Origin of the sequence: Sorangium sp. So ce327, from assembly GCF_051530205.1 — a bacterium.
Lineage (GTDB): Bacteria > Myxococcota_A > Polyangia > Polyangiales > Polyangiaceae > Sorangium > Sorangium cellulosum_B.
In genome coordinates, this window is sequence record NZ_CP150330.1 from 11971546 (window position 1) to 11983433 (window position 11888).

The 11888-nt window shown below is 72.2% G+C and carries 9 protein-coding genes; 5 read left to right on the forward strand and 4 right to left on the reverse strand.

The features are described from left to right. Nucleotides 1-10 precede the first annotated feature (10 nt). The gene (locus WME95_RS44965; protein ID WP_437905353.1) at nucleotides 11-877 is read right to left on the reverse strand and encodes a fumarylacetoacetate hydrolase family protein; all 867 of its coding nucleotides are present in this window, start codon (nucleotides 875-877) and stop codon (nucleotides 11-13) included. A gap of 322 nt (nucleotides 878-1199) precedes the next feature. On the opposite strand from WME95_RS44965, the gene WME95_RS44970 reads away from it, so the two are divergent. After that, a complete protein-coding gene (locus tag WME95_RS44970; protein WP_437905355.1) occupies nucleotides 1200-1874 on the forward strand; it encodes a dual specificity protein phosphatase family protein in 675 nt (224 codons plus the stop codon). A 221-nt stretch (nucleotides 1875-2095) separates the two neighbouring features. Further along, entirely contained in the window at nucleotides 2096-2266 is a 171-nt protein-coding gene (gene rpmG / locus WME95_RS44975; RefSeq protein ID WP_012240854.1) for a 50S ribosomal protein L33, read from the forward strand. A gap of 98 nt (nucleotides 2267-2364) precedes the next feature. Here the strand turns inward: rpmG and zigA are convergent, their stop codons facing one another. Next, nucleotides 2365-3609 carry a zinc metallochaperone GTPase ZigA gene (gene zigA, locus WME95_RS44980; RefSeq protein WP_437905356.1) on the reverse strand — a complete coding sequence of 415 codons (1245 nt, stop codon included), beginning with the start codon at nucleotides 3607-3609 and terminating at the stop codon, nucleotides 2365-2367. 337 nt (nucleotides 3610-3946) lie between these two features. Between zigA and WME95_RS44985 the strand changes: the two genes are divergently transcribed. Continuing rightward, nucleotides 3947-5341, forward strand: coding sequence for an MATE family efflux transporter (locus tag WME95_RS44985; protein WP_437905358.1), 1395 nt, complete (start codon nucleotides 3947-3949; stop codon nucleotides 5339-5341). A gap of 42 nt (nucleotides 5342-5383) precedes the next feature. Here the strand turns inward: WME95_RS44985 and WME95_RS44990 are convergent, their stop codons facing one another. Next, nucleotides 5384-6016 carry a TetR/AcrR family transcriptional regulator gene (locus WME95_RS44990; protein ID WP_437905360.1) on the reverse strand — a complete coding sequence of 211 codons (633 nt, stop codon included), beginning with the start codon at nucleotides 6014-6016 and terminating at the stop codon, nucleotides 5384-5386. 320 nt (nucleotides 6017-6336) lie between these two features. Between WME95_RS44990 and WME95_RS44995 the strand changes: the two genes are divergently transcribed. Further along, nucleotides 6337-7425 (forward strand): efflux RND transporter periplasmic adaptor subunit, encoded by a 1089-nt coding sequence (locus tag WME95_RS44995; protein ID WP_437905361.1) that lies wholly within the window; start codon nucleotides 6337-6339, stop codon nucleotides 7423-7425. A gap of 7 nt (nucleotides 7426-7432) precedes the next feature. Then, the gene (locus tag WME95_RS45000; RefSeq protein ID WP_437905362.1) at nucleotides 7433-10600 is read left to right on the forward strand and encodes an efflux RND transporter permease subunit; all 3168 of its coding nucleotides are present in this window, start codon (nucleotides 7433-7435) and stop codon (nucleotides 10598-10600) included. Nucleotides 10601-10664: 64 nt separating this feature from the next. Here the strand turns inward: WME95_RS45000 and WME95_RS45005 are convergent, their stop codons facing one another. Continuing rightward, nucleotides 10665-11834: a hypothetical protein gene (locus WME95_RS45005; RefSeq protein ID WP_437905364.1), complete on the reverse strand. Its 1170-nt coding sequence runs from the start codon at nucleotides 11832-11834 to the stop codon at nucleotides 10665-10667. Nucleotides 11835-11888: the final 54 nt, after the last annotated feature.

Sequence of the window (11888 nt, forward strand, 5' to 3'; positions counted from 1 at the left end):
GGGCGCCTCGTCAACCTCGAGATACGGGGTTTGCCAGCGTGCCGACGCCGTGGATCGTGATCTCCACGAGGTCGTCAGGCTCCAGGGTGAACGAGTCCGGCGGGACGATGCCGGTCCCGGTCATGAGGATGACGCCCGCGGGGAAGCTCAGCTCGCGCGTGAGGTAGGCGACGAGCTCCTCGGGCGAGCGCCGCATGCTCGCGGTCGAGGTCTTCCCCGTGAACACCGCCTCGCCCCTGCGCCGGATCGCGAGCTCGATGGAGAGCGCGCGCAGGTTCAGCCCGGGCTCGTCCGCGAGCACGATGGCGGGGCCGAGCGCGCAGCAGCCGTCATAGACCTTCGCCTGCGGCAGGTAGAGGGGATTGTCGCCCTCGATGGAGCGCGACGAGACGTCGTTGCCGGCCGTGTAGCCGACGATTCGGCCCGCCGCGGAGACGACGAGCGAGAGCTCCGGCTCGGGCACGTTCCAGCTCGAGTCGCGGCGGATGCGCACCGGCGCGCCCGGGCCGACGACCAGGCGGGGCGTCGCCTTGAAGAACAGCTCGGGGCGCTCGGCCTCGTACACGAGGTCGTAGAAGTCGCCGCCGCCGGCGCTCTCCTCTTTGCGCGCGGCGCGCGAGCGCTCGTACGTGACGCCTGCCGCCCAGACTTCCTGCCCGTCGATCGGGGCGAGCAGCGGGACGTCGGGCGGGAGGGGGTGGGCCGCAGCGCGCGCGCGCGCGTCGCGCACCGCGCCGAGGGGATCCGGCAAGGTGAGCCACGAGGCGACGGACGCGAACGCCTCCGGGGACGCCGCCGTGAGGTCGTGGCGCGCTCCCCGCTCGTCCTCGAGCCCGAGCCGAGGACCGCCACCGCTCGCAAACCGAAACAGCTTCATGTCCGCACCTTCCTACAGGGTCGTCCCGTCGATCGCGATGCCAGGGCCGCGCGGCCTTGCGCGTCCACCCACGCACTCTCGATGCAATCCTGGAATCGCTTCAACACGTCTCTCACGCTGCCTCCGCGGGAACGCCCCGGGGCACCGTGGGTGCCGTGTTGAAGGCCATCGCGCGCTCGCGCAGCGTCGACCGCATGATCCACCATTTGCGCGCTCTGTAAAGCCTGTATTCGCTCCATGATGCGTGGCGCAGCGCGTCCTGGCGACGGTGATGCGGCAGGCTCGCGCCGGCTGAGCCCGGGCCGTACGATCAGGGCGCTCGATGCGCTACGGCTCCTTGTTCATCGCGCTGAGCGCGTCGCTCCTGTGGCTCGCCGTCGTCGCCGGCGGCGCCGGGCTCGCCCTGCTCTGGCCGGCGCTGAGCTTCGCCCTCGTCGGCGCTGCCTACCTGGCGCGCCAGCCCGCCCTGCTAGGAAAGCGGGTCGACGGCACGCTGGCGTGGTGGGCCTGCCTGCTGTTCGCGCCGTACTTCTTGCTCACGTGGTCGATATGGCACGGCGAGCGCCTGCTCGGGCGTGAGGACTGCGCGAACGAGGTGGTGCCGGGGCTCTGGGTCGGTCGGCGCCCCTGCGGGCAGGAGCTACCGGAAGGCGTGCGGGTGATCGTGGACCTGACGGCGGAGTTTCCCGCCGCCGCCGCGATGCGCCGCCATCCAGGTTACCTGTGCGTGCCGGTGCTCGACGGCACAGCTCCCGAAGCGGGCGCGCTGCGTGAGCTCATCCATCGACTGCACGGCAAGGCGGCGATCTACCTGCATTGCGCGTCCGGCCATGGTCGCTCGGCGACGATCGCGGCAGCCCTGCTGTTGAATCGGGGGCTCGCGGCGAACGTGAGCGAGGCGGAGGGCCAGCTCCGGCTCCGGCGACCGGGGATCCGGCTGAACGCCGCGCAGCGGCGATCTCTGGAGGGAATGCTGACTCGACGTGAGGGCGGGTGACCCTGTTCGCAGGGTCGCCTCGCTCCGGGGGAGCCCGGTGCACGCGAAGCGCCGCCGCGACGAAGACTCATGAGACGAGATGCCATGAGTCTTCGCCGTTGATGCAATCTATTTGCATCAGAGGCGAGGCTGAAGTAATGGTGTCGCATCCAGCAGGTTAGGCGATCCGCCGCTGCCGCGGAGCGCGGCCTGACGCCGAACGGCGACAAGGAGGGCACCTCATGCGCGATGTCATCAAGCTCGTCTCCTCTGCGGGGACGGGTCACTGCTACTACACGACGAAGAACAAACGGACGATGACGGAGAAGATGCAGATGAAGAAGTACGATCCGATCGCCCGCAAACACGTGATCTTCACGGAAGGGAAGATCTCGAAGGGAGGAGGCAAGTAGTCGCGACTTCAGCGCTCGCGGTCGTGCAGCCAGCGTGGATGCGCTGCGCTGCATGACCGCGCCGCCGAGGCCGCGTCAGCCATCCTGCAGGGAGCGCCTTAGGCCCGCAGCTGCGCCAGCCCGGCCTCGCTCTCCTGTTCATCCGGCTCACTCGCGTCCTCCCACGCCGGGAAGGGATCCTCGAACCGGCTCCAGGCGGAGGGCCCTGCGGCCATCTCGCCCGGCGTGAGCAAGCAGGCGTCGAGCCCGCGCGTGAGCTCCTCTCGAACCATGTCGACGCCGATGAACACGATCTCCTGCCGCCGGTCCCCCCAGACCGGATGCCACGCGGCGCACGGCCGCTCGTCCTCCGGCCGCTCCTCCTCCGGCAAGGCGGCGTACCAGAGCCCGGCCGCCTCGAACGAGGCGGCGCCGCCCGCCTGCGACCAGGCGCCTGTGATGTCCATGCGCGTCGCCAGCCAGAAGAACCCCTTCGACCGGAGCACTCCATCCCAGGCGGCCGCCCCGTGGAGGAAGGCCCAGAGCCGCTCCGGGTGCATCGGGCGCTCCGCCGAGTAGACGAAGCTCTCGATCCCGTACTCCTCGGTCTCGGGGACGTGCTCCCCGCGCAGCTCCCGCATCCAGCCGGGCGAGCGCGCCGCCTCCTCGAAGTCGAAGCGCCCGGTGCCGAGGATCTCGCGAGGATCGACCCGGCCGCGGCAGGCCCTGACGATCCGGGCGCCGGGGTTCAGGTGCAGCAGCATCGCCGTGAGGCGCTCGACCTCGTCATCGCTCACGAGATCCGTCTTGTTGAGCACGAGCACGTTCGCGAACTCGATCTGCTCGACGAGCAGATCCGCGACCGTGCGCTCGTCGTCGCCGTCCAGCGCGGCCTCGCGCGCGCGCAGGTCGTCGGCGCTCGTCCAGTCGGCGAGGAACCGCTGCGCGTCGACGACGGTGACCAGCGTGTCGAGCCGGGCGACCTCCGAGAGGCTCTTGCCCGTCGTCGGATCGTCGAAGGTGAACGTCTCGGCGACCGGGAGCGGCTCCGAGATGCCCGTCGACTCGATCAGCAGGTAGTCGAAGCGCCCCTCGGCCGCCAGGCGGGCCACCTCGACAAGGAGATCCTCCCGGAGCGTGCAGCAGATGCAGCCGTTCGACATCTCGACGAGCCGCTCCTCCACGCGGCGCAGCGCCGCGCCCCCGCCCCGGACGAGCGCGGCGTCGACGTTGACCTCGCTCATGTCGTTGACGATCACCGCGACGCGCATCGAATCGCGGTTCGCGAGGACATGGTTCAGCAGCGTGGTCTTGCCGGCGCCCAGGAAGCCGGACAGCACGGTCACAGGAAGCTTTTGCGTCACGTCGAGATCCTCTCTCGCCAGCGCCGGCGCGCTCCAGCGCGGGCGGGTGCGCCTGCCGCGCGCGCGGCGCGGGGTGAACGAGGCGCACCCGCGGCCGCGGCGCGATCGGCCGGGCCCAGGTCTGGCGTGGGCTCGAGTTAATGCAACAAAATGTCATTTGCAACATTTGCAATAAAATATCCTCTGTCGCCGAGAGGTACGCCGCACACCTCGCGCGCGGGCCGGCGCGCCGCGGCGCCGCGCGCCGAGACCGACCCGATCGCCGCGCCCAGCGCGGGCCGCCTTGCCGCCTGCTCGCTCGCCTCGACGGGCGCCGGCTCGGCGCTACGGTAGCCGCGTGGGCGCGACAGGCTCCCCGACGGCCCAGCGCGCCGCCCCCGCGGCGCGGGAATGGGCGGCGCTGGCGGGGCAGGTCTGGCGGCTCGCCTGGCCCGCGATCACGCACATGCTGCTCCTGACGCTGGTCTTCCTCGTCGGGCGCGGCATGGTCGGTCGCTACTCCACGACCGCGCTCGCCTCGATGCAGATCTGCGGGACGCTCACGTGGACCATCGTCTCCGTCTTCAGCGCCACGTCCGCCGGCACGCTCGCCGTCGTCGCGCGCAGCGTGGGCGGCGGCGATCGCGACGCGGCCGCCGCGGCGGCGCGCGCCTCGCTCCTCTTCGCGCTCGCCCTCGGGGCGGCGATCGCGCTGCCGCTGCTCCTCGCCTGCGGCCCGCTGCTCCGCGCGCTCTTCCCGCACGCCGGCGGGGCGGTCATCGAGCAGGCGGCCGCGTACCTCGGGATCGTGCTTCCGGCGCTCCCGCTCGCGTTCGTCGAGGCCACCGCCGCGGCCGCGCTGCAGGGCGTCGGCGACACGAGGACGCCGCTCGCCGTGGCCACCCTCGGCAACCTCGTCAACGTGGCGGTCAGCGCCGTCCTCATCTTCGGCCACCTCGGACTGCCCGCGCTCGGCGTGCGCGGCGCGGCCGTCGGCGTCGCGTGCACCATGGCGACCGAGGCGCTGCTGCTCACCGCGGCGCTCCTGTCGCGATCGAGCCCGCTGCCCCTCCGGTCAGCGCCGGCCGCCGCCCCGCAGGCGAGCGCCGCGGCGCTCTCGCGGGTCCTCCGGGTCGCGCTGCCGGCGTTCGCCGAGCGCTCCGCCTACCACGCCGGCTACATGGGGTTCGTCGCGATCATCGGGCTGCTCGGCGCCGCCGCGATGGCCGCGAACCAGGCGCTCATCGCCGTCGAGTCGGTCTGCTTCCTGTCCGCCGAAGGGTTCGGCATCGCCGCCGGGGCGCTCATGGCGCAGCGCCTCGGCGCGCGCAGCCCCCGCGACGCCGCGCGCGTGGGGCTCGTCGCGGCCCTCATGGCCATCGTCGCCCTCTCCGCGTTCGGCGTCCTGTTCGCGCTCGCCCCGCGCCCGCTCCTGCTCGCGTTCTCCAGCGACCCCGCGCTCCTCGCGCTCGGAGAGCGCGCGCTCCCCGTGGCCGCCGTGGCGCAGCCGTTCATGGCGTTCGCCACGGTCATGGGGATGGGGCTCCGCGGCGCCGGCGACACCCGGACCGTGCTCGCCGTCACGCTGGTCTGCTCGCTGCTCGTCCGGCTCGGCGGGACGTGGCTGTTCGCGGTGACCCTCGGCCACGGCCTCGTCGGCGTCTGGATGGGGAGCACCGCCGACTGGATCTGCCGCAGCGCGCTCCTCGCCGTCGCCTTCGCGCGCGGCCGGTGGAAGTCCCTCGCCGTCTGATCCTCGCCCGGGCGCCGCGCCGTCCCCGCCGCCCCCCGCGGCTCAGGCCCGCTTCCGGCTGTCGGGGCGCAGCACGCCCTGGAGGATCACGTCGATGACGTGAGCGAGCTGGGCCTCGCCCACGATCGTGCGGTCCGCGAGCATCTTGTGCCGGAGATAGGCCGCGAGCAGCTCGCACGGCAGCAGCGGATCCGCGCTCGGCGCGACCTCGCCGCGCGCGACCGCGGCCTCGATGATGGCCAGCAGCCCTGCCTCCTGGACCGCGCGCAGCGAGCGGGCGATGGTCATGAGCTCCGAGTCGGGCCCCTCGGACAGGCACACGTGAAAGAGGCTCTGCCCCACCGGCGACGCCTGGATCTCGATGATCGCGCGCCCGAGCGCGACGAGATCTCCACGGAGCGAGCCCGTGTTCGGCGGGATGATCTTCTCGTCCGTGACCGACAGGAGCGCGGCCCGCACCAGATCCTCCTTCGTCGGCCAGCGCCGGTAGACCGTGGTCTTGTTGACCCCCGCGCGCGTCGCCACGTCCTCGATCCGGAGCGCGCGGTACCCCGCGCTGGCGAGCTCCTCCAGCGTGGCGGCGAGGATGCCCCGCACGACAGGCTCGCCGCGCACGAGCGCGCGCGTCTTCGCGGAGCCTCGCTTCGCCGTGCGCTTCGCCGTCGTCGCCTGCATCAACCGTCATTGAAGTTCCGCCGCGCGGCACACGCCAGCCCAATTTCACGGCGCGGCCGGCTATCGCACCCTTTCGTTGCGATCATCGCAACCAGCGGTTGCGGTCGGCTCCGGCCGTGTTATACCCATCGCAACTGTCGGTTGCGGTCGCCTGGGCGCCAGCGCGCCCGGGCGGTGGGGCCGGAGGCTGGGCGACGGGGAACGAGCGGATGGCGCAGCGCACCGGCGCGTGCGCCGACGCGCGCTGCGCCGTGCTCCGCCGAGGGCCGTGCTCCACCCGCACCAGGCCGCTCCGCGACCGACGCTGCCCCGAGGGACCCTTGAGCCACACAACGACGAAAGGCCGCGCCCGAAGCCTCCTCCTGCTCGTCGCGCTCGCCGCCGCAGCGGCGGGCTGCGGGACCAGGGCCAGCGCCTCCACCGCCGCCGAGACGGACGGGCCCAGGGCCCGCGTCGAGACCGCGGAGGTGCGCGAGCAGCCCATGCCGCGCAGCATCGCGCTCACCGGCACGCTGCGCGGGGATCGGGAGACCGATCTCGCCGCGAACGCGGTCGGCCGCGTGGTCGAGACGTTCGTCGAGCGCGGCGCCGAGGTGAAGAAGGGCGACCTGATCGCGCGCCTCGACGTCCGCGCCGCCGCGCTCTCCGCCGCGGAGGCGCAGGCGAACGCCGCGCTGACGCGCGCCCAGGAAGAGACGGCGAAGCGCGAGTGCGAGCGCTACGGGGCGCTGCTCGAGAGCGGCGCGATCTCCGGCGTCGAGCACGACCGGATCGCCGACCAGTGCCGGAGCGCGCCGCTCTCGGTCGCGGCCGCCTCCGCCCGCGCCCGCGCCGCCGCGCAGGGCGTCGGCGACGGCCAGATCCGCGCGCCGTTCGACGGCGTGGTCGCCGAGCGCTTCGTCGACGTCGGCGAGTACGTCCGCCAGGACTCCCGGGTCGTCGCGCTCGTCTCGAAGGGCGCGCCGCGCCTCCGCTTCACCGTGCCCGAGGCGAGCCTCGCGGCCGTCAAGACAGGCGGCGCGCTGACGTTCACCGTGCCGGCGTACCCGGGGCGGTCGTTCGCGGGCACGGTGCGCTGGGTAGGCGCCGCGGTCCGCGAGACAACGCGCGATCTCGTCGCCGAGGCCGAGGTGCAGGACCCCGACGGCGCGCTGCGGCCGGGCATGTTCGCGTCCGTCGCGCTCGCCACGGCCGAGGTGCCGAGCCCGGTGGTGCCGAGGTCCGCCCTCGTCCCGCGGGACGGGCGCGCGCACCTGTTCGCCGTCGTCGACCACCGGCTGGAAGAGCGCGTCGTGCAGACCGGCGTGGAGAAGGGCGACGCCGTGGCCGTCCTCCGCGGCGTCCGCGCAGGGGAAGCGATCGTCATCAACCCGTCCGAGGCGCTCCAGAACGGCCAAGCCGTGGAGTGAGGTCGTCATGCAGTGGCTCGCTCGCGTCTGCGTCAAGAGGCCCGTCTTCGCGTCGGTCCTCATGCTCGTCATCGTGGTCCTCGGCGTCGCCGGCTACACCCGGCTCGGCCTCGACCAGTTCCCCGACATCGACGTCCCGTTCGTCGTCGTCACGACGCGCCTCGACGGCGCCGCGCCCGAGGAGGTCGAGGCCGAGATCTCGGACCGGATCGAGGGCGCGGTGAACACCATCAGCGGCATCGAGGAGCTGCGCTCGACGTCGACCCAGGGCGTGAGCCAGGTCGTGGTCGGCTTCGAGCTGGAGAAGGACGCCGACGTCGCGGCCCAGGAGGTGCGCGACAAGATAAGCGTCGTCCTGCCCAGCCTGCCCAAGGGCATCGACCCGCCGATCGTGAGCAGGATCGACCTTGGCGCGGCCCCGGTGCTGCTCGTCTCCGTGGCGTCGGATCAGCCGATCCGCGAGCTCAGCGAGATCGTCGACAAGCGGGTGCGCCGGCAGATCGAGAGCATCTCCGGCGTCGGCCAGGTCAGCCTGATCGGCGCGCAGAGCCGGCAGATCAACGTCTGGCTCGACCCGATCGCCCTGCGGGCGCAGGGGATCACCGCGGCCGAGGTGCAGCGGGCGATCGCGGCGCAGAACCTGATGACGCCGGGCGGCAGCGTCGAGACCGGCCCCGAGGACCTCACGCTCCGCGTGATGGGGCGCGTCGAGTCGCCCGAGGCCCTCGGCCGCATCGTCCTCCGGGAGCAGGACGGCCACGCCGTGCGCCTCTCGGACGTCGCCCGCGTCGAGGACGGCCGCGCGGAGGAGACGACCTGGGCCCAGCTCGACGAGCGGCGCACCGTCCTCCTGTCGGTGGTCAAGCAGTCGGGCCAGAACACCGTGGCCGTCGTCGACGCCGTGAAGGCGCGCCTCGACGAGGTGCAGCGCTCGCTGCCCGAGGGGACGAAGATCGAGGTCGTGCGCGACGGCTCGCGCGTGATCCGCACGGGCATCGCCGCCGTGAAGGAGCACCTCGTCCTCGGCGCCCTCCTCGCCGCGGCGGTGGTGCTCCTCTTCCTCGGCAACGCCCGCAGCACGCTCATCGCGGCGCTCGCGATCCCGATCTCGGTCGTCGGCACGTTCGCGGTGATGTGGATCGCCGGCTTCACGCTGAATTTCCTCACGCTGCTCGCGCTCGCGCTCGCCGTGGGCATCGTCATCGACGACGCCATCGTCGTGCTCGAGAACATCGTCCGCTACATCGACGAGAAGGGCATGAAGCCGTTCCCGGCCGCCGTCCTCGCGACGAAGGAGATCGGCCTCGCGGTGCTGGCGACCACGCTGTCGCTCATGGCGGTCTTCATCCCTGTCGCGTTCATGCCCGGGATCGTGGGGCGCTTCCTCAAGAGCTTCGGCCTCACGATGGCGTTCGCGATCGGGGTCTCGCTGATCGTCAGCTTCTCCCTCACGCCCTCGCTCGCCGCGCGGTGGCTCTCGGGGCACGCGCGGCACGGCGCCCCCGCGAAGCCGTCGGTCCTCGAGCGCGCCGTCGACGTCTTCTACCGGCCGATCGAGCGCGCCTACATGGCCGCGCTCTCGTGGGTGATGAAGCGCCGCTGGGTGATCGTCGTCGCCTCGGCGGTCGCGCTCGGCTCGTGCGCGCCGATCGCGAAGACGCTGCCCGCCGGCTTCCTCCCGGACGACGATCAGGCGCAGTTCGAGATCAACATGCGCGCGCCCGAGGGGACGAGCCTCACCTCGACCCGCCTTATCGCGGAGCGGATCGCCGGCGACGTGCGCCGGCTCCCGGGCGTCACCCGGACGCTCCTGACCGTGGGGGAGGGCGAGCAGCAGGCCGCGAACGTCGCCAAGGTCTACGTGATGCTCGTCGACCCGGAGCAGCGGGCGCTCGGGCAGCTCGCGATCATGCAGCGGGTGCGCGAGGAGATCCTCGCGAAGCTGCCGAAGGAGCTGCGCGTCACGGCCGGCGAGGTGCAGGCGGTCTCGTCCGGCGGCCAGTCGTCGGCGCGGATCCAGGTGGCGCTCCAGGGGCCGGATCTCGACCGGCTGGGGGAGTACGCGGCGCGCATCACCGAGGAGCTGCGAAAGGTCCCCGGCGCGGTGGACGTCGACAACAGCCTCGTCGTGGGCAAGCCCGAGCTGCGCGCGGTCATCGATCGCGATCGCGCCGCGGATCTCGGCGTCCAGGTGGCCGACGTGGCCGGCGCGCTCCAGCTCTTCGTCGGCGGGCTCAAGGTGTCGACGTACTCGGAGGCCGGCGAGCAGTACGACGTCCGCGTGCGCGCGGACGCGAAGCACCGCGCCGACGCCGAGAGCCTCGCGTTCCTCACGGTGCCCTCGTCCAAGCACGGCGCCGTGCCGCTCCACAGCGTGGTCACGATGGAGCCCGACAGCGGCCCCTCGTCGATCGGCCGCCTCGGCCGGCGCCGGCAGATCACGATCAGCGCGAACGCCGCTCCCGGCGTCGGCGACTCGGCGGTGCAGGCGGCGCTCGACAGGATCGTCGCCGAGCAGCGGATGCCGGCGGGCTACTCCGCGCAGCCGGTGGGCAGCTCCAAGAACACGGCGAGCACGGCGGCGAGCTTCGTCGTCGTCATCGGGCTCGCGTTCGTGTTCATGTACCTCATCCTCGCGGCGCAGTTCGAGTCGTGGCTCCACCCGATCACGATCCTGCTCTCGCTGCCGCTCACGGTGCCGTTCGCGCTGCTCTCGCTCAAGCTCTTCGGCCAGTCGCTGAACCTCTTCTCGGGGCTCGGGCTGCTCGTCCTCTTCGGCGTGGTGAAGAAGAACGCGATCCTCCAGATCGATCACACGAACCACCTGCGCGCGGAGGGGATGCCGCGGCTCCAGGCGATCCTGCAGGCGAACAAGGACCGGCTCCGCCCGATCCTCATGACGACGATCGCCTTCGTGGCCGGCATGATCCCGCTCGTGCTCTCGCACGGGGTCGGCTCGGGCCAGAACCGGACGACGGGGGCCATCGTGCTCGGCGGCCAGTCGCTCTCCCTCGTCCTCACGCTGCTCGCGGTGCCGGTGGCCTACTCGCTCTTCGACGACGCGGCCGAGTGGATCCGCCGCCGCCGGCGCAGGGCGGCGGAGGACAAGGGCGAGGCCGAGCTGGACGCGCTGCTCGGCGGGCCGGGAGCGAGCGCGCCGGCGGGGGGAGAGTGATTGAGCAGGGGCGCAGGGGCGTAGGAGCGCAGGGGGCCGCGCGCGCGGCGCGCGACTGGCCGCCTCAGAGGATCGGATCGATGCGGTAGACCCGGCTCGTCAGCATGTCGACGAGGTAGAGCTTGCCGTCCGGCCCGAAGGTGATCCCCGCGAGCGAGCCCGCGGGCAGGCCCGTGTCCAGGGTGCGGACCACCTGCCCTGCCGTGTCGAAGGCGTAGATCCGGCTGGTCGCGTGATCCGTGACGTAGACGAGGCCCTCGTGGACCTCGAGGCCGCTCGGGGCCTCGAGCGTCCCCGGGGGGACGAACTCGATGAGGGTGGCGCCGTCCATGTGCCTGCGCACCTTGACCGGCTCTTGCCCGTCGAAGCTCGCGCCGGGCACGCCGCTCGTGGGATCCAGCTTGAGCAGCCGCTTGTGGCCTGTGTCGGCGACGTAGAGGCGCTCTTCCTTGGCGCTGTAGAAGATATGGCTCGACATGGCCTCGACGCCGAGCACCTCGCCGGCGGCATAGCGGTAGATCTCGCCGTCGGAGTGGTCGTCGTGACCGGGGCCGTGATCGTGGGCGAAGTCGTACCGGTCGAGCGACTTGTCGTTGCCGTTGAAGACCCAGTAGACGTTGGCCTGCTCGTGCGCGATGCCCTTGCAGAAGGAGCTCGAGTGGAGCATGTCGAGGTGCGACCCGAGGCCGTCGGGCGTCTCCGTGGCGAAGATCGAGAGATCCGACGAGAAGAGCGACGGGCCCATGAAGTAGTTGCCGCCGTTGTCGTTGTCGCCGCAGACCCCGAACGTGCCCGGGTGGCCGAAGGCGATCGCGGGCGGCTGGTCCATGAAGTGCGCCGCGGCGGGGTCGCGGAGGCGGACCCACGAGCCGTCGGGCGCGCCGGGCTTCGTGATGATGATCACGCTGTCGTCCTTGCGGTTGACGACCCAGAGCTCCTCGGGCCGCTCCGGGTTGAAGGCGAGGTCGGTCGGCTCGCGCTGCCGGTTCGGCTCGAAGACGGACACGAGCGCGACCGAGGACGGACTGCCATCCTTCACGCCGATCGCAGATCCCGGCGGCAGCTCGACGCACGCGCCGAGCGCCTGGTCGCACAGCGGCGTGTCGGGCGTGGCGGCGCACTCCGGCGACGCACTGCAGCGCGGCGTGGACGACAGCGGGGCATCGGCATCTGCCCCTGAGCAGGCCGGCAGGAGCCCCACGCTGGCCAGGACGAGCACCCTCTGAAGCGTCATTCAAGCCTCCCGGTGAAGAGGAGGACATTCTGACCCGACCGGTCACGCGGGCCA